Raw genomic sequence first — 18196 nt, 5'->3', positions numbered from 1 at the left:
AAACATTTCAGCTTACTCTCGAACCGTCACATTTAATTTGTATGATCTGGTTTCCCCTGAAGAATTACGAAGTACAGCTTCATACTCATAGATTCCAGGTACCCTTCCGGAGATTGCGGTAACCGCAGACTGTGCACCAGGCGAATGACCTTGCAGCGATTGTGTGTCGATCAAAACACCATTTTCGTAAAGTTCATATTCGGTTGCGTTCGCTCCCCACCACAGATTCATGGTGACATTAAAGTTGCCGTCACCGTCCCAGTTGTCATTTGACAGAACGGCTTGCCCCGGGGAAGCATCCGTGACGATGACTGTCAGCGGAACACTCCTGGTTGTACCCAGTGCATTGATCAATTCTCCAGTATAGATGTAGGTGCCATTTTTCTTTCCAGTAATATCAACTTGAACAGATTGGGCGGATGGGGATTGATCCACCAGAGAAATTTCCTTAATCAATTCACCATTCTCATACAGCTTGAACTGATTGCCGTTATTTCCCCACCACAGATTCATCGTGACGGTATAGTCCCCGTCTTTGAGCCCCGTGTCGTAACCGTTATTGTCAGATAACACCGGAGTTCCAGGGGCCCCGTTCGCTAGTGGAGTTGCCTGATGGAGCCATTCCTCCCATTTAAGCAGCACACTTGCCTGCTCATCCGTGAATACGGTTCCTCTAGCTGCTTGAACGTCATTACCGTAGGATGCAAGCAGTTGACGCGCTTTTGCTTCTTCACGATTGTTTGCGGCCTGTTTGGCCTGCTGTAACGTGTTCGCAAGATGACCAGCAAGAACGACGGCATTAGGATCGATCGATTCATCAGCAAAGACGTTGGTCAAATTGATCAGGCTGTCGAATGTAGCGATAACCCCGAAACTATATTCTACCGTCTGTTCCCAGCCAGCCAAATCGGAGACGGTTGCCGCAACGTGGTTCAGGCCAGGTTCCAGTGTATACGCCGGAGTGTCGAGGAGCACACCTTCCGGTTCAGCCACACCAGATACCGTATCAGAGGCTGTATAGCCAATTTCCACGTGCTGATCAATGGTGTACTCGTTTTGACCATGAATTTCAATGGTTGGAGGTACGAGATCAATAGATATGGACAAAGACTGTTCACTCTCTTTGTTACCGTCTACATCGACGCTCCAATAGGTGATGGTATGTGTACCTTCTTCAGTTAGGGTCAACTGTGTGCTACTCACCGTTTCGCCACCATTGATTTGATAATAGGTGCCTTCAATTTCGGAATCTTCATCGCTTGCTGTGAAGGTTACTTGGACTGGAGAAGTATACCAGTCGTTCTGCGATTCTCCTTCCACCGTTGCCGTGGTCTGCGGGGCTTCCTGCTCCGGTGATACCCCTTCCAGCGTGACAAAATCAGATAGCGGTATATTCAATTCCTTCACAAGGCGTGCCACGAGTTCAGATACCTTGATTGCACCGTTCATCTGCAAATGTGTATTGTCTTCGGTTGTACCTACCCACATGAATATCGATTTGGTTCCTTCTGTGCCAAGCTCCTGGAAATGCTCCCAACTGGCTTGGTTCAGATCAATGATGAGTGTTTCCGTTTCCTGCGCAACTTCTTTCATCGCCTGTACGTATGCCGGGAAGCTCTTGTTCAGCACCTCTCCGGTAAAATCACGACGGTTCACTGGCGTGACCAGAACCGGAATCGCACCTCTCTGCAGAGCACCGTCAATGTATTCTTTCAGGTACACCTTAAACTGCTCCGGCGTAAGATAACGCTCTGGTCGAGACGGTGTGGAATCGTTATGAGACCACTGCATGAACAGATAATCGCCTTCTTGAATGTCGAGTAAAATATCGTTGAGATATCCCCCAACCAGGAAGGTCTTGCTGCTCAAACCTCCAACTGCCCGGTTATCAATACTGACTTCATTTGGATCAAAATATCCACCCAACGTTTCTCCCCAGCCCGCTTGCGGTCGATAGTTCTCCGCGTAATTGGCCACAGTGGAATCGCTGGCCAAATAAATAACTGGTTTATCGCTTGCACTGTGACCTGGCAGTCGCTCCAGCTTCAACGCATTGATCTTTGGTGCATTTCCAGTGAAATTGAAGTTAAAGACCCCATCGATCAGGGCAATGTCATACGTGATTTCTTTGAATTCGCCCTTGGCAATGCTAGTAAGAGGCAGTTTTGTCATTTGCTCTACAACGACATTCGCGCTGGTCGATTCCTCCGCATCCCCGATGGTCATCGTTACCCGGTAATTAGCCGGCTCCATTTCCACCAGGAAGGAGGTGCCGTTTACCCGTGTGAAATCTTCCTTGAGCGAATCTCCAGTTTCCCGGTTCTCATCTTTGGTCAGCGCAGTATCGGCAAAGCCGTACCCGTTGTCTTCGATGTATGCTCTTTTGGCATCTACTTTGATGTATCCGTCGGCTGCGCCGCCAGAACCAAAGTCAAAATTATATTCGTTAATCTCTTCGCCTGGTACACTTGTCAATGAAACCTTCGCAACAGTTAACATGTTAAACGCATGGTCAACTTGAGCCTGGGTGGCTTCCGTATTGAATATAGCTTCCGCAGCTGCCAAAGCCCGGTTCACCACGGCCTTCGATGCATCTGTATATTCCGACAGATCAAGTGCTTTGATCTCATCGTATAAAGCGAGTAAGGCCGTCTGGTCGCCGCCCTCCGAAGCAAGTTCTGTGCCTTCAATCCGCACGTTGTCGATCTGGGTGGTCCAGTTCAACGTGCCTCCACCGCCTTTTCTCGTACCCAGGAACCGCACGGATCTGATATTGTCCGCATAGGCGGCGGAACTCATCTGGATACCTTCGATTGTCTGAGTAACTATCGGATCTGTCAGATTCGTTAAAGTCAGATCAAGTGTTTTCTCGGTAAAATTAACGGTTGTATCCACATTGACCCACTGATTCTTGGAAATATCTGTAGCTGTTCCCCCTTCAGGTATGGCCGTATCCCCTGTGCCGTAGTCCGGATTATACGCACCGATAAAATAATGGATTTTCGAGCTTCCGGTTTTCGTGTACAGCGTGAAAAGGGCGTTTTCGTTAGAATCCTGGATCGTGAGATGTCCCTCTGATGGATAGGCACTCACATTACCGGATTGCCAGTCAAAGTTCATCTTCACCTGATCGCCATTTACGGCATCGAACAGACGGAATACTTTGGCTCGATTGCCCGATCCGGAACCCGCGACGGATAGTACCTTATTTCCGGACTGTTCAACCACGGTTCCCGTCATGGTTCCTGCAATACCCGTGGCGTTGACCATCGCATACTGATAGTCGGCAGCATTGCCTTCAAAATCCTCTTCATATAACTGGATTTCCGGTTCGGGTTCGGGTTCGGAGATATCCGGGTCGATAACCAGCGATGAAATGCTTAGCTCCATGTCTTTGACCGCACCAGCAACGAGTCCGGCAATTCTCTGCGCACCATAGCTGCTGAAATGGGTATTATCGTTGATGCCATTCGGGTATTTTGGATATTCACCCGGATTAGCATACAGGAATACTTTTTCCGTAGCTGTATTACCAATTTTGTCGTAGTACGCAATACTTAACTTGCTCAGATCAATCAGCGGCACGTCAAGTTCCTCTGCCACTTCTTTGGCAGCCTGCACGTATGCCGGGAAGCTGACATTGAATTCCTGAGTCACTGTGTTGAAATCTCTGCGTCCAACTGGCGTGAGCAATACAGGTGTAGCACCGCGCTGTTTGGCACCGTTTATATAACGAGTTAAGTAGATCTTATAGTCCTCAGGGGATGCATACCGGTCCGGTATCCCTACACTGGCGTCGTTATGACCAAAGGAAATGAAGAAGAAGTCCCCCGGCTTAATTCGTTGCAGGATCGTATCCAGACGACCGTCTACCATAAAGGATTTGCTGCTTCGACCACCGATCGCATCGTTCACGACGACTGCCCCATTGGAGAAATAACGTCCGAACTGCTGGCCCCATCCTTCTTGAGGAGCCTGCAATTCACTGTACGATTGCATGGTTGAATCACCAGCCATATAGATCGTCGTTGCCGCACCCGCTGCTTTCTCCGGATATTTCTCGATGATGACATCCTGGATGTCTATGGCTGTACCGGTGAAGAGCAGATCGAGCTGTCCATCCACCAATGCAACATTATAGGAATACTCCAGCGGTGTTCCCGCTGTCACATTCGTTACGGCGAGCTTCTGAACGAATTCGGATTTAACTCCAACGTTCGAATCATTGGCATCATTGCCCAATCGTAGCGTCACCTTATAATTGGCATTTGGCAGGTCAACAGCAAATGTCGTGCCTGTCGCGACCGAAACCTCATTTTCACCTACGGTAACACCGCTTGTATCCTTGAACCCATATCCCATCTCTTGTGTGTATAACGTGTCTTGTATAGCCGTATTTCCTGACGCTGTCTCTGTACCAAAATCAAAACGGTAAACCTGCTCTGGCATTTCTGCTTCGCGCGTCAGCGCCAGATCGGCTTTCGGGAATGCGGTAGCTTCCGCTCCGAGATAAAAGCCGGTATGAGGCGGCTGGTTGTAGGCTACATTTTGCCAGGCTACGCCAAGTCGATATACAGGGTCCTGCATCAGCGTAGGGATGCGATAATCTGAAGGAATGGTCGTCGTGTAGAGACGATACTCCGAGCTATCTTCGCTCCGCAGCAGAATTTCCTCACGCCAGTCGCCCAGAATATCCGCCTGAAGCGCCGGATTTCCTTTAGTATGATTGTTCGTTAGCGTACCAGTTGCCCGGAAGATTTCATTCAGCTTTTTGTTTTCATAATCCCATTTGTAAATGAGTGGAATTCCTTTGGCGGTACTGTTATCCCACTGATGGTCAAACAGCTCTCGCTGAAGATCTCCATCCCACCAGATGGCGAAGTTGGCAGTTTTGGGTCCTTCGTCCACAGTGTAGATAACCTCTCCTGCAGCCGAATAGGTACTAGTTACAGGTACACTTTGCCCGTTGGTAACGGTCGTGGCCCATGATTCGTAGCCCGGATAGTTCGGATCAATGTCCGCTGACATCCCGCGACCGGTGTCAAAACCTGTTTTCTCACCCAAGAGAATTTCACCTGTTGCCGCATCGCGCATTTCCAGTCCGTACGCCGCATCTGAATGCTCATGCACGCTTACCACCTGGTAGCCATCCCGGTTCGGGTCAAGCTGGCCAGCATGCATGGCATCACCGTGTCCAAGTCCGGTGCTGTACAGCAAGCTGCCGTCATCGTCTATAGCTAATGCACCGAACATGATCTCGTCCTTGCCGTCATGATCGGCATCCAGAACACTTAAATTATGGTTGCCCTGTGCTTGGTATTGTGATCCTGCTTCGTTCGTGTCGAATGTCCAGCGTTTGACGAGTTCCCCACCAACATAATCATAAGCAACAAGCACAGTGCGGGTATAATAACCCCTGCTCATCACGACACTTGGCTTCGTGCCATCCAGATAAGCAATTGCGCCAAGGAACCGGTCTACACGGTTGCCGTAGCCGTCACCCCAATCGCTGACGTTGCCTCTTGGCGGATCATAGTCCACGGTGGATACAGCCGCTCCGGTCTCACCATCAAACAGCGTGAGAAATTCCGGCCCTGACAGTATGTATCCCCCTTCGTTGCGATAATCCTTTGCCCCGTCACCAATGACCGTGCCTTGGCCGTCCTTCGTGCCGTCCGCTGTCTTGACAACAACTTCGGCCTTTCCGTTGCCATCCAGGTCATATACCATTAACTGTGTATAATGCGCTCCCGCACGGATGTTAACACCCAGGTCAATCCTCCACAGCTTTGTGCCGTCCAGCTTGATGGCATCGATGTAGACATTGCCAGTGTAACCGGCCTGCGAATTGTCCTTGGAATTACTCGGACTCCACAGGAAAACGATCTCATATTCGCCATCGCCGTCCAAGTCTGCTACGGTAGCATCTCCTGCATAATAGGAGTAGGTTCCACCGTCCTTGGTCCGGCCGTCGGCCGGTTTATCGAGCGGAATCGGCAGATACTCGTTATGCCAGACCGATACAACCTCCGGTAGCATTTGCTCCTTGCCCGCAATGATGGTAGAGAGTTGATATTGCGAGCTGTCAAAACCAGTGGTGTCCACATAGTTTGTCACGTCGCTTATGGGCAATGAATTCACTTTGGTTCCATTTTTGTATATATTGAAAGCGATATCATCAGGATCATTGTTCAAATACCTCCAGCTCAGAAAAACACCGTTGTCTACAAGAACCGCAACCAAACCCCGGTTAAGATATTCCCCCTGACGGCCCGTCAGTATATCTGCTGACTCTGCACGTGCCGGTGCGGGAGGTACAGCCAATGAAATAATCATAAGGAATGCTAGAAAAGATACAAACATTGATTTCTGGATGGAAACAGTTCTTCGGTTCATCGGATTAGCTCCTCCTTTATCCAAAAATTCATTTTGGAATCATAAGTTCGATCTGCCCTGCTTGGTATCAAATGAACACAAACTACAGTCACCATCCTTTCTTATGTTACCGCTTACATTTATCTTACAGGTCTAAAAAAAGACAGACAATCTAAAAAATGTGACGTATTATATAATATAATTGACTTTTTTAGGCAGGAGATGAAAGTATGGTTCATACGGTCTCTTATGCTTTTCGTAATGACGATACATCAATCATGACACTGGACTCTATTGGATGGCAGATTGTTTCAAGCGAGGAATACCGTTGTCCTAGTGATAATAGACCGGACCCGGGGCATGTTGTTTTTCAATACACGCTTAATGGTCAGGGCTATCTGGATATTGAAGATCAAACGATTCCTTTGCCGAAGGGACATGCACTACTCGTTAAAATTTCCGGAGATCATTGCTATTACTATAAGCAAGAGAATAACGAACCGTGGGAATTTATATGGATTAACATTCGCGGGGATGAAGCGAACCGAATTTGGGATATGATCCATGATAATGAGGGCCATGTCATTCGACGAAACGCGGATTCTTCCTTGATTCAAGAGTTATGGCAAATTATTCATTTGATACATCAAGAGAAAGTTACGGACAAGTATCGCCTATCCTTGCAAGTTTATCGGTGGTTGCTTATCCTGGTGCAGACGAGTCGGGATGCGGAGAGGGATATCGGTGCCCTTTCCATCACTACGATTGAGAAATGTAAGAAGTTCATCCGAGAGAATTATGCAGCCCCGTTGACGCTGGATCTGCTAGCCAGCCACTGCGATATTAATAAACATTATTTATGCAGGTTATTTCAGAAATCAGAGAAGACCTCACCACTAGCCTATCTCAAAGACAGACGCATTGAAGTTGCAATCCGACTACTCCGCACGACGGAACTTCCGATTTCTCTTATTGGTCAACAATGCGGCTTTGACAGTCCCAGCTATTTCGGTAAAGTTTTTCGGCAATATATGTCCATGTCGCCCAAAGAATATCGCATGAATAAGTTAGAGTTTCCTTATGAGGCCATCTATTATGAATAACCAAACTCGCTATTTACCAGTTGTCATGGCTCAGGAACTGCTCTTGTGCCGTGAAAATGAAAAAAAAGCCGCTAGATTAGCGACTTTTAATGGGACTATGTTCTTTCTTGTGCTTCGACAATTGCTGCAATTATTGAGCGGTGTATCCTCCGTCTACGATCAGGCTATTTCCTGTCATGTATGAAGAATCGTCGCTTGCCAGGAACAGAACAGCTTTCGCCATTTCGTCTGCCTGACCCAGGCGTTTCATCGGTGTTGCTGCAGAGAGTGCTTGCTTGCTCTCTTCCGGGATAATTGGTGTGTCGATGAAGCCTGGGCAAAGGGAATTCACCCGAATATGCATGATCAGTTCTGGACCTATTTAATGCGTTCATCGTCTCTATAAACTTCCCTTGTTGTTTCTATAAAAGATAATATAATCGGTGATAGCCACTTGTCTTTATGCCACAACATCTGTGTGTATACATGCAAATCCGGAACTTGCCATGGCAGGACAACAAGTTCTCCCCGTTCAACTTCGGCTTCCGTGACAAAATCAGGAAGAAAGGCAATACCGATACCTGAAATTGCACATTGCTTAATGGCTTCAGCACTTTGAAACTCTAAATAGGTAATGCTGTCAATGCCCTCTCTCTCAAATGAACGGTCAAACATAGTTCGATAGGGGCAGCCCTTTTCATTTGTCAGGAACACTTCTCCGTGGAAATCTTCCAGCTGTAGTTCGGTCTCTTTGGCAAGTCGATGTTCTGGAGCAGCGAACAAACGGAAGTTCTCTTCCAACAATGTCTCCACGGAAAGTCCAGTTGAGCGAATGGGTTCATCCAGCATATAGACGATATCTGCAGTTCCCTCAAATAGTCTTTGCTTGAGCTCCTGATTTGGAACAGAACGGAAGATCAGACGAACTCCCGGGTGCTGCGAACGGAACCGTTGAAAGACAGTTGGAAGTCTATAGGCACACACCACCTCATTGGCACTTATCGTCAAGGTACCGGTTAGATTTTCATTGTCATGAACGTCGCTGCGAGCTTCGTCCAGCTTGTCCAGAACTTCCTGGACATAAGTTAAAAAACGTTTACCCGCAGATGTAAGCGCGAGATGTTTACCTAAACGATCAAAGAGACGAACATCAAGCTCATCTTCCAATGCTTTAATTTGCATCGTGACATTGGAGGGAACGTAATTCAGAACCTCCGCAGCACGAGTGAAATTCAATGTTGAAGCAACTGTACGAAACGTATTTAGTTGACGTAATTCCACCTTTGCTCCTCTTTTCACTTTCAATATTATTGATGACTAGTATGAATTCTGTTCACTTTTTTTAAAAGTACCACAGCTCTATACTAAGCACAAGAAGTCTCACACTTAACGTGGGTGATTTCATTTGAAGGGAGCGATTATACGATGGATTATGAAATTTTTAATTTAGGTGATGTAATTGCAATCGGAAGTTACCTTACCCAATGCTTTTCTTGCTTACAAGACTTATGGGAAATTAAATAAACAGAAAGACAATGTCATTGTCTATCCAACTGCGCTTGGTGACCAGCATGTTCAGAATGAGTGGTTGATCGGTGAGGGAATGGCACTGGATCCGGAAAAATATTTTATTATCATTCCCAATCTACTGGGCAATGGCTTATCTTCATCTCCCACAAACACACCTCCCCCGTTCCATCGTGCTCATTTTCCGCAGGTAACGATCTATGACAACGTTAGATTACAGCATCGACTGGTGACTGAGAAGTTCGGGATTCAAAAAATAGCTCTCGTAGTTGGTTGGTCCATGGGGGCATTCAGGCATTTCAATGGGGGCGAGTTATCCGGAGATGGTAGAACGAATTGCACCGTTTGCGGGAATTTCCAAGACTTGGCCTCACACATCTGTAGTTATGGACGGTGTCAAAGCTCCACTACTGTCTGTGGTTGGTAGCAAACTAGACCAACTGACTTCTGAAGATATGCGCGCTGTTGGCCGAGTCTATGCAGGTTGGGGACTATCGCACGCATTTTATAGAGGAGAGTTGTATCGTGAGATGGGATTTGAAACTTTGGAAGATTTTGTGGCTGGTGTATGGGAAAGTAGCTTTATGAATATGGACCCGCATAATGTCTTGGCAATGTTATGGACAGGTCAGCACGCAGATATTAGTGCCAATCCTTCCTATAACGGAGATTTTGATAAGGCGCTGAAGAGTATTAAAGCTCTCGCCTGCATCATGCCGGGGAGCACGGATCTCTTCTGTACAGCGGATGACAATGAATATGAAGCTAAGCTCATTCCTAATGCCATGTTTAAACCGATACAATCGATCTGGGGTCATTTTGCTGGTCGTGGAATTAATAGTGCCGATAATCATTGTATTGATCACAATCTAAAACACTTGTTGGGGCTTCATGCAACGCAAATGACAAATAAACCATAACCTTTGATTACAAACAAATTGTATAGAAGTCTGTGCATACTTGCCTAAACTTATCAACGTATGATCATATAAAAAAGAGTCTCTAATATAGCAATAGAGACTCTTTGAGCATTCATTTAACTTTTTTTGTTGCTTCCCTTGAATTGGTAACTACTTTAAAATCTTCGGTTGTATTCATTTCATTTTGAAACTCCTCATTAATGGTAATCGTGTTTTCACTATCAGTATCAGTCCCGTATTATACTTTCTTCAGTTTCCACTTTGTATAACGGAAATGTCACGTTTGGTATTGGAGCATTACCAATCACATTCCAGGTACCTGGAGTGTACAGTCTGTATTAAAGAAAATGATTGGTTTAGAAGTGATTTCACTTACTGTTGGGTGTTCCGTCGATACCATATCAAATACAATCAAACAATCTGATATTCTTCCTTTAGAAACAACTTGTCCATAACAATATCGATCCTGATTAAGTCTTATTGAAAAGACATCTCCTATCTTCACCGAAACTCTTTTTTTCATTATTATTATCCCTTACTATTTCTTATTATTTGATGCAGCCTTCTTAGTTAGTGTCCCAGGGTTGCAGGATACTTTTCAGTGCCTTTTTTATTAATCAAAGCAACTTCAAAATCAGATACCCATGTAAGTTATTAGCAGTCGAAGCGTAATCTTTTTTTTCTCCAAATCATTTTTTTTACTAAATTCATTCAAATTAAATTGGATTGGCACCGAACACACACCAGAATCGTTAACAATCCTTTTATCCGAAATGTTTTCAACACATTCTATTAGGACTTTCCAACAATCTTTCGTTTTGTATTTCCCAAATAGACGTTCATACATCGCTGTAATACAGCGAGTTTCCATACTAAAAGAGCGTCTTTTCCATCTACAATTTAACTCATAATCTAATTTCGTTGCTTCGTTGTACTCACATTTTTGCTTTTTCATTATAGATTCAATATTTTTATCATCTACAATATACGGTAAATCCAATTCAAATTCTTTTAGATACATCAGCTGATCCTCTCCATGGTTTATTATAGAAAAACTAAAAGACATTTAGCCAATCAAGGCCTCATCCTCATTCAGTGCACAATTAACTCCTATTCAAACCCGAAGCCCAATTTTTAAAGCAATCAAGTATCTCATCTAAATTTGTTGCTCCCCCTGCACCGTGAAACACTCCATCTCTCACGATACAGTAGTACCAATCTTTCTCATTTCTTTCTTCTTCAACCAAATCAAATGGCACATCTTCTAGATATGTATCCGTCAAGTCGATTTCGACAGACCAACCAGGATTATCCACAGTATCAATTCTCACACCGTATGAATGTTCCCAATCACCGTCACAGTTCTCATAATACCAGCTTTGAATCCATTTAAAGGTATCCATCGTAATGACCTCTTTTTTTGGTTTTTTCTACTATAGTAACTTATTACTTAAAGGAATCCTTATGCCATGTGTGTGCTGTTCTCCCATTATCCTATCCACAATATGTGGAGCTTCCCACACAGCTGCAATTTCTTATCCCTGGCATTCTTTGGGCTCAGGACGTTCAATCTCTCCCTTGTAATATATCGAATAATCTCCTGTCCGTTGATCAATTATACATGCAGGAGGTGGCCAAGCCTCATCTTACGTTTTGTATTTTTCCGGTTTTTCTAACTCCTTCGTCTTAACCAATACTTTTTCGTTTGGATTACCTATAGTAATAATTTGCTTTTTTAATGTAAGGTATACTTAAAAGCAAGGGAAAAACGTTATTTCAAATCATGGGAGGATGTTATGAAAGCAATAATGCTGTTTATCTTCAACAGTATGGTGATACTTCCTGGCTGTTCTAACAAGGTAGAAAAAGAACCTTATCCAGTTTACGAGGGTACTGTAGTATTTAAAACAGATGAAAATGAAAAGTACAAATTTCTTGTTCTTCAAAATATAAGTAAGGAAGATTTGGAGAATGGTAATCTTGAGGATTTTATAGAACTAGCACAAGACCAGGAAGCTTCTTTTTCTATTGCCAAACGACAAAAAGACCTTAACGTTTCAAGCGAACGTAAGGACTTTTTATCATTTTGGTTTCAAGAGTTCGGAGTTAAATCTCGTGCGGTTAAATCCGACCGACCTCTCCTCTCATTACCCTCCCGAAATTCATTCAAATAGATGCTAAGGCTGTTGAGACTTTTATATGGTGTCCAAAGCACCCGCTTCATGTTTTGTTTCGTTATATACAAAGTAATCAAAATCAGCCTGCTTCCGCGTCCCGCCTAGATCCTGCACACAAAGACCGATATAGGTTCCCGTAAACCGGACATATTCGGGAGATTCGTCTGACAGATGTGTAATATCAATCCATCCGCCTACCCGATACCAGGATTGATCATTAGATAACGCATAATAAAAGCAGGCACGATCATGATTGACCACAACCTTTAACCGAATTCTGTTCACTGATTTTAACGGGATATCCTCCAGCAGTTCGTCGTATATTCCGTACCTGGACTGAATAATTCCCAGGCACAGCCCTTTCTCTTCATGATGAGTTACCCGTAAATAGAGGTAGTCTTTGGTATCGTAGTACAGAATCAGTCCTGCCATTTGCTGCGGATGATCCGGCGCAAATTCCAGACAAGTTTCGGCTTCACATTCAAAAGCTTGCAGTCTCTGGGCAACCATACTTTGCCTGTGCGTTGAACTCATGGACTCCATTCCGCGCAAACGCAAGTAACCGGGACGTTCCGTTAGGCTGAGCCAAGTCGGATCGGGTGGTATCCGAAGTGTATTCCAATCATTCCGAAGCTCGAATTGATCAAAGTGATTCATTTCCGCTGCTGGTTGAAATGGATGTGCCGTGATCTTTGGTGCAGGCACCTGAACCTCGGGATACCGGTCACCGCTTGCTAGCCGCAGCCACCCGTCTTCGTTCCAAGTACATTGCTGAAGAGCGGTCTCACGCCCAAGTATGCAAAACTTTTGATTGACTGGTCGGCCGACCAGATGAGCCATGTACAACTCGCCGGTGTGCGTTTCGACGAGACTACCGTGACCGGCCTTTTGCAGACTTAAATCCGGCCTGCCGTATGAAGTGAGGATCGGATTGGCAGGATCGACCTCATAAGGACCTTGCAACGTACGGGAACGTGCTACCGTAACCGCATGCTCATAACCAGTTCCCCCTTCAGCCGTTATTAAGTAATAATAGTCCTTGTGCTTATACAGATGCGGCGCTTCCGTCAGTCCTAATGGGGTTCCCTTAAAAAGGTTAACAACAGGTCCAACCATCTTTTGTTCACGGACCGAATATTCCTGGAGAACGATGCCTGCAAACCGGTTTTTGTCCTTACGGTGATCCCATATCATATTGACCAGCCACTTACGTCCATCTTCATCATGAAATAAGGAAGGGTCAAAACCGCTGCTATTCAGATACACCGGATCGGACCAAGGGCCTTCAATATCCGTTGCTGTCACAAGGTAATTGTGGGTATCTTTAAAAGCGCCTACCCGGCTTTTAACATCGGTGTAGATGAGGTGAAACAAGCCGTTGTCGTAGCTGAGGCAGGGAGCCCATACGCCCCCGGAGTTAATGTTTCCTTCCATATTCAGCTGTGTGATGCGGGTCAGGGGCGAAGCTATCGCGCGCCAATGAACCAGATCTCGGGAATGGTGAATCCGTACACCCGGGAACCATTCAAAGGTGGAAGTAGTGATATAATAATCTTCCCCCGCCCTGCATATGGACGGATCGGGATGAAAACCGGGAAGAATGGGGTTTGTGATCATATTCATGTAAGAAACCTCCGGTATGAAAGTGATGATATGTACAAAAACATGTACAAAAAAGGTTGATTTCATTACCAGCCTAGCGCTTTTTTGCCGGCTTCCAGGGCAGTTATGATGCGCTCTACATCGTACACATTTCCTCTCCATGTTCCACCGCTAACCGATTGCAGCGCAGCCCACAGCTTGGTATCATCCGGTAGATCTTCATCAGGCCGCATATCTGGATGAAAGGACCTTTGTGCCAGGATAAGAGCTCCTTCTTCCGGGGAAACCTCCATCTCCCCTTCTCCGATAAAGTTAATGCTGCCCTCCAGCGTGTTACGATCCACGACGATGTCAATCCAGTCACCATTGCGGAGCTTGCCGATCGGCCCACCAGCCAGCGCTTCGGGGCCAACATGGCCAATACACGCTCCAGTAGAAACACCAGAGAACCGGGCATCCGTGATGAGCGAGACATACTTGCCAAAAGACAAATGCTTGAGCGCAGACGTAAGCTGATACGTTTCCTCCATTCCGGTCCCCGAGGGCCCACGTCCGAGAAGTACAACAACGTCGCCGGCCAGAATACCGCCTGTTTTAATCGCACGGATCGCCTCCCGCTCGGTTGTGAACACCTTTGCCTTCCCTCGATGACGATACACGCCATACTCATCGAGCACAGCGGGGTCGATGGATGTGGATTTGATTACGGAGCCTTCCGGAGCGATATTCCCGGTTGGAAATGTCACGGTCGAGGAAATCCCAAGACGCTGGGAATGCTCTACACTCATGATGACACTGTCCGGATCAATCCCGTCCTTCTCTTTCAATTGCTTCCGCATGAGATGACGGCGTTCCGACGATTCCCACCAATCAAGTACTTGGCCCAAGGACGCACCTGTTACTGTAGGCACAGACTCATCTAACAGGCCAAGCTGCCTAAGGTGCAGCATGACTTCGGGCACACCTCCGGCCTGAAAAACCCGAATGGTCGGATAGAAGATCGGTCCGTTCGGCAGGGCACTAACCAGTCTCGGAACATTCTTGTTGACCTGTATCCAGTCCTGTACTGTGGGTACAGTCAAACCAGCTGCATGGGCAATGGCCGGTATGTGAAGAAGCAGATTGGTAGATCCGCCGAACGCGGCATGAACCGTCATGGCATTGCGAATCGACGCATCTGTGACAATGTCCGCCATCTTCATTCCCTGGGACTCCATGTTAATCAGTGCGCGTGAGGATTGGCGCGCCATCTCGATCCAGATGGGCTGCCCGGAAGGTGCAAGGGCAGCATGCGGTACCGTCATGCCCATGGCCTCAGCTACGACCTGGGCTGTTGCCGCAGTACCCAGGAACTGGCAACCTCCTCCCGGTGTAGCGCAAGCCCGGCATCCTAACTCCGACGCCATTTCCAAAGAGAGTTCTCCGCTGACGTACCGTGCGCCGATGGTCTGAATTTTACCAGCGTCCTCTCCATCGATAGGTGGAAGTGTGACGCCACCCGGAACGATCACTCCCGGAAGTTGTGGCATGCCCGCAAGCGCGAGCATCATCGCCGGAAGACCTTTATCACACGTTGCGACGCCGATTACGCCTTTACGCGTCGGCAGTGAGCGAATCAGCCTGCGAAACACCAAAGCGGCATCGTTCCGGTACGGGAGCGAGTCGAACATGCCGGTTGTTCCCTGTGTTCTGCCATCACAAGGGTCGCTGACATATCCGGCAAACGGGATACCTCCGCGGCTTGATATTTCTTCTGCGGCAGCTTTCATCAGCAGGCCGACCTCCCAGTGGCCCGTATGGTAACCGAGAGCTGCTGGACTGCCGTCCTCATTGCGGATACCGCCCTGTGTACTTAATATCAGAAACTGTTTTCCGTTCAGTTCTCCGGGCTTCCAGCCCATTCCGACATTCTGGGACATGCCGAACAAGTCGCCGCTTGGAGCATTCCGCAGCAAATCATCGGTTAAGGGCAGACGTCCTGTTGCCCCTGGAGCGTGTGCTATGATATCGAAGCAGTCTGACTCCTGCTCTCCCATAATCGACTTAATCTGTTCGTACATGAGACCCTCCCGCAGTTTATGACTTCACAAAGACTGTTTTGATCGCCGTGAAAAACTCGATGGCCGCTTGCCCCTGTTCCCTGGAATGCGAGCTTGACATCTTCATTCCACCGAACGGAGCCTGCAACTCTACGCCGGCTGTTTCCGCGTTAATCCTAACCAATCCTGCATCCATATCCCGGATGAAAGACAGCATAGCCCCGACATTTTGTGTATAAATGGAAGCACTCAAGCCGTAATCGCTGTCATTGGCCACCTCTATAGCTTCTTCTAGAGAATCTACCGATATCAAGGCAAGCACGGGGCCGAAGATTTCTTCTCGGGCTATGGACATGTGCGGTTCGACACCTTCAAATACGGTTGGCTGGACATAGAATCCCTCTTCAAGCCCTGAGTCGTCCGCTCTTTTTCCGCCGGCTAGCAGAACGGCACCTTCATCCTGTCCTTTTTGAATATAACTCAGCACGGTCTTGAGCTGTCCTTCGTTCGCACATGGACCCATCCAGCTTTCGGAAGACATGCCGTCGCCTAGCCTGATCTCCTGGATTTGCGCCAGGAGTTTTTCTTTAAACGCATCATATATTTTCCGTTCAATAATGACCCGGCTGGTGGCTGTACATTTTTGGCCGGTAGATTTCAAGCCGCCGCTGATGGTAGCCTCAACAGCCAAATCCAAGTCAGCGTCTGCTGCGATGATGATTGGGTTTTTTCCGCCCATTTCAAGTTGATACTTGGCCCCCGTCCCAGTGCTGCTGCGCCGACCCGCTTTCCAACAGCATTGGAACCTGTGAACGTAATCCCATTGACATCCGGGTGCTCAGCAAGTGCAGATCCGATCACCGATCCTCTGCCGCATACCAGATTGAGAACACCTGCCGGAATGCCCGCCTCCTCAAAGCATTCCATTATTTTAGCCGCAGTGACCGCAGTTTCCTGTGCCGGCTTTAATACCACCGTATTGCCATAAATCAAAGCCGGGGCCGTCTTCCAAATGGGAATAGCTACAGGAAAGTTCCACGGAGCAATAACGCCCACAACGCCAAGCGGTACGCGGGTCGTAAACAACAGTGCTTCGCTGTCCGTCGAAGGAATAACATCGCCGGTTTTTCGCATTCCTTCACCAGCGTAATACCTCAGGATAGCGACTCCACGCATCGTCTCTCCTTTAGCTTCAGGGAGTGTTTTCCCCATTTCCCTTGTCATGGCCTCCGCAACCCCATCGGCCCGGCGTTCCAGCACGTTCGCTGCCTGAAATAGATAGTTACCGCGCTGCGCACCTGTTAACCTCCGCCAGTCCTTCGCTGCTGCCTTGGCCGCTGCGACAGCACGGTTAAGGTCCTCTACACCAGAGTCTGGTACATACCCCACGATCTCATTCCGATTCGCTGGATTTATGCTGGGTTCGGTACCTCCTGACGCAGCCTCCACCCATTCTCCGTTCATATAATTCCTGTATGTCTGCTCTACCTGAAATGCGTTCATTGCCTTCATCCTCCTTATAAACTAGTTTGAAATGACAGGATTAATAAGTGTACCGATATCGCTAATGGTTATTTCAATCCGATCCCCTGGTTCAAGCGTGAACTCATTCGGTGGCACAATGCTTGTGCCTGTCAGAAGTACCGTACCGTCAAACAAATCATTGTCCCTTGCCAGAAAAGAGACCAACTCATCCAGCTTTCGGTTTAATTCACCTGTACTCGCTTCACTCTTAACAACCATTTCTCCCTCGCGATAGATCTGGCAGACGATGCTGAACGCATAGGGATTCTGCACCGTTTCCGCTAGTCGAATAGCTGGGCCAATGGAGCAGGAGTTGCGCCATATTTTTGCTTGTGGCAGATACAGCGGGTTTTCCCCTTCGATATCGCGGCAGCTCATGTCATTACCGGCGATGTAACCTACAATGCTTCCATCAGCGGCAAGCACCAATCCAAGCTCAGGCTCCGGGATCTGCCAAGTGGAATCGCTGCGAAGCGTGACAGCCTCATTCGGTCCGACGGTCCGGGCTGCTGTGGATTTGAAAAAGATCTCTGGTCTCTCTGCATCATAAACCTTATCGTAAAAGGTCTTTGAATCCAGCTTTCCATCGGTGGCTTCATAATTTCTCGCTTCCCGGCTCCGCTGATACGTAACACCCGCCGCCCATACTTCCGGTGCTTCCACTGGAGTGACAAGATGTAACGAAGTCCAATCGTCGGTCAGCTCGTTTAATGGTTTAAAAGCGCTTTCAACGAGTTGGACAGGAGAAATGCCCTGCTCCCTCGCTTGATAGATCAAAGTCATAAAATCTGCCTGTGGCAAACGATAGGCTTTTTCATCATCCGTAACTGCTGCCAGCCACTTCTGTTGTCCATCCAGAAATCGAATAATTCTCATTCAAGCTTGCCCCCATTTTTCCCCAATCGGGTTGATCATTCTACCATATCATCAGCTGTGGTTCATGACGATGT

11 protein-coding genes and 3 pseudogenes are annotated in these 18196 nt (G+C 47.2%); 4 read left to right on the top strand and 10 right to left on the bottom strand.

Annotated features, from left to right (window positions below; all coding sequences use genetic code 11):
• Window positions 1-12 precede the first annotated feature (12 nt).
• Window positions 13-6396, bottom strand: a complete 6384-nt coding sequence (locus tag C0Q44_RS17855; RefSeq protein ID WP_105408630.1) for a rhamnogalacturonan lyase family protein — start codon at window positions 6394-6396, stop codon at window positions 13-15.
• 209 nt (window positions 6397-6605) lie between these two features.
• Between C0Q44_RS17855 and C0Q44_RS17850 the strand changes: the two genes are divergently transcribed.
• A complete protein-coding gene (locus tag C0Q44_RS17850) occupies window positions 6606-7478 on the top strand; it encodes a helix-turn-helix transcriptional regulator (protein ID WP_105408629.1) in 873 nt (290 codons plus the stop codon).
• A 130-nt stretch (window positions 7479-7608) separates the two neighbouring features.
• Here C0Q44_RS17850 and C0Q44_RS17845 read toward each other — a convergent pair.
• Both C0Q44_RS17845 and C0Q44_RS17840 read right to left on the bottom strand, forming a co-directional pair.
• Window positions 7609-7818 (bottom strand): annotated as a pseudogene (locus tag C0Q44_RS17845) (SDR family NAD(P)-dependent oxidoreductase); the annotation flags it as partial.
• 17 nt (window positions 7819-7835) lie between these two features.
• Entirely contained in the window at window positions 7836-8738 is a 903-nt protein-coding gene (locus C0Q44_RS17840) for a LysR family transcriptional regulator (RefSeq protein ID WP_105408628.1), read from the bottom strand.
• A gap of 322 nt (window positions 8739-9060) precedes the next feature.
• Between C0Q44_RS17840 and C0Q44_RS31830 the strand changes: the two are divergent.
• Both C0Q44_RS31830 and C0Q44_RS31825 read left to right on the top strand, forming a co-directional pair.
• Window positions 9061-9216, top strand: a pseudogene (locus C0Q44_RS31830) (hypothetical protein); the annotation flags it as partial.
• A 70-nt stretch (window positions 9217-9286) separates the two neighbouring features.
• Window positions 9287-9904, top strand: coding sequence for an alpha/beta hydrolase family protein (locus C0Q44_RS31825; RefSeq protein ID WP_374955135.1), 618 nt, complete (start codon window positions 9287-9289; stop codon window positions 9902-9904).
• Between the two features lie 304 nt (window positions 9905-10208).
• Here the strand turns inward: C0Q44_RS31825 and C0Q44_RS31820 are convergent, their stop codons facing one another.
• The 3 genes from C0Q44_RS31820 to C0Q44_RS17820 all read right to left on the bottom strand — a co-directional run bounded on the left by C0Q44_RS31820 (window position 10209) and on the right by C0Q44_RS17820 (window position 11307).
• Window positions 10209-10427, bottom strand: a complete 219-nt coding sequence (locus C0Q44_RS31820; protein WP_105408627.1) for an Imm26 family immunity protein — start codon at window positions 10425-10427, stop codon at window positions 10209-10211.
• Between the two features lie 111 nt (window positions 10428-10538).
• A complete protein-coding gene (locus tag C0Q44_RS17825) occupies window positions 10539-10925 on the bottom strand; it encodes a hypothetical protein (RefSeq protein WP_105408626.1) in 387 nt (128 codons plus the stop codon).
• A gap of 82 nt (window positions 10926-11007) precedes the next feature.
• A complete protein-coding gene (locus C0Q44_RS17820) occupies window positions 11008-11307 on the bottom strand; it encodes an immunity 53 family protein (protein ID WP_105408625.1) in 300 nt (99 codons plus the stop codon).
• A 393-nt stretch (window positions 11308-11700) separates the two neighbouring features.
• Here C0Q44_RS17820 and C0Q44_RS17815 point away from each other — a divergent pair, with 393 nt between their 5' ends.
• Window positions 11701-12078, top strand: a complete 378-nt coding sequence (locus tag C0Q44_RS17815) for a hypothetical protein (protein ID WP_105408624.1) — start codon at window positions 11701-11703, stop codon at window positions 12076-12078.
• Window positions 12079-12099: 21 nt separating this feature from the next.
• Here the strand turns inward: C0Q44_RS17815 and C0Q44_RS17810 are convergent, their stop codons facing one another.
• From C0Q44_RS17810 to C0Q44_RS17795, 4 genes and pseudogenes are all read right to left on the bottom strand, one after another.
• Window positions 12100-13704 carry a glycoside hydrolase family 43 protein gene (locus tag C0Q44_RS17810; protein WP_105408623.1) on the bottom strand — a complete coding sequence of 535 codons (1605 nt, stop codon included), beginning with the start codon at window positions 13702-13704 and terminating at the stop codon, window positions 12100-12102.
• Between the two features lie 65 nt (window positions 13705-13769).
• Entirely contained in the window at window positions 13770-15743 is a 1974-nt protein-coding gene (locus C0Q44_RS17805; RefSeq protein WP_105408622.1) for a YjhG/YagF family D-xylonate dehydratase, read from the bottom strand.
• A 16-nt stretch (window positions 15744-15759) separates the two neighbouring features.
• Window positions 15760-17225: pseudogene (gene gucD, locus C0Q44_RS17800) on the bottom strand (alpha-ketoglutaric semialdehyde dehydrogenase GucD).
• Window positions 17226-17246: 21 nt separating this feature from the next.
• Window positions 17247-18122 carry a fumarylacetoacetate hydrolase family protein gene (locus C0Q44_RS17795; RefSeq protein WP_105408621.1) on the bottom strand — a complete coding sequence of 292 codons (876 nt, stop codon included), beginning with the start codon at window positions 18120-18122 and terminating at the stop codon, window positions 17247-17249.
• Window positions 18123-18196 lie beyond the last annotated feature (74 nt).

The sequence above is a fragment of the Paenibacillus sp. PCH8 genome (genome assembly GCF_002968835.1).
Lineage (GTDB): Bacteria > Bacillota > Bacilli > Paenibacillales > Paenibacillaceae > Paenibacillus.
The sequence above is the reverse complement of the archived record's forward strand: the minus strand, read 5'-3'. Positions and strand labels throughout refer to the sequence as shown.

Bases quoted from the DNA above. Each gene is read 5' to 3' on its own strand.
- C0Q44_RS17855 (WP_105408630.1), bottom strand. From the start codon at position 6,396: ATGAACCGAAGAACTGTTTCCATCCAGAAATCAATGTTTGTATCTTTT.
- C0Q44_RS17850 (WP_105408629.1), top strand. From the start codon at position 6,606: ATGGTTCATACGGTCTCTTATGCTTTTCGTAATGACGATACATCAATC.
- C0Q44_RS31825 (WP_374955135.1), top strand. From the start codon at position 9,287: ATGGGGGCGAGTTATCCGGAGATGGTAGAACGAATTGCACCGTTTGCG.
- C0Q44_RS31820 (WP_105408627.1), bottom strand. From the start codon at position 10,427: ATGAAAAAAAGAGTTTCGGTGAAGATAGGAGATGTCTTTTCAATAAGA.
- C0Q44_RS17825 (WP_105408626.1), bottom strand. From the start codon at position 10,925: ATGTATCTAAAAGAATTTGAATTGGATTTACCGTATATTGTAGATGAT.
- C0Q44_RS17820 (WP_105408625.1), bottom strand. From the start codon at position 11,307: ATGGATACCTTTAAATGGATTCAAAGCTGGTATTATGAGAACTGTGAC.
- C0Q44_RS17815 (WP_105408624.1), top strand. From the start codon at position 11,701: ATGAAAGCAATAATGCTGTTTATCTTCAACAGTATGGTGATACTTCCT.
- C0Q44_RS17810 (WP_105408623.1), bottom strand. From the start codon at position 13,704: ATGAATATGATCACAAACCCCATTCTTCCCGGTTTTCATCCCGATCCG.
- C0Q44_RS17805 (WP_105408622.1), bottom strand. From the start codon at position 15,743: ATGTACGAACAGATTAAGTCGATTATGGGAGAGCAGGAGTCAGACTGC.
- C0Q44_RS17795 (WP_105408621.1), bottom strand. From the start codon at position 18,122: ATGAGAATTATTCGATTTCTGGATGGACAACAGAAGTGGCTGGCAGCA.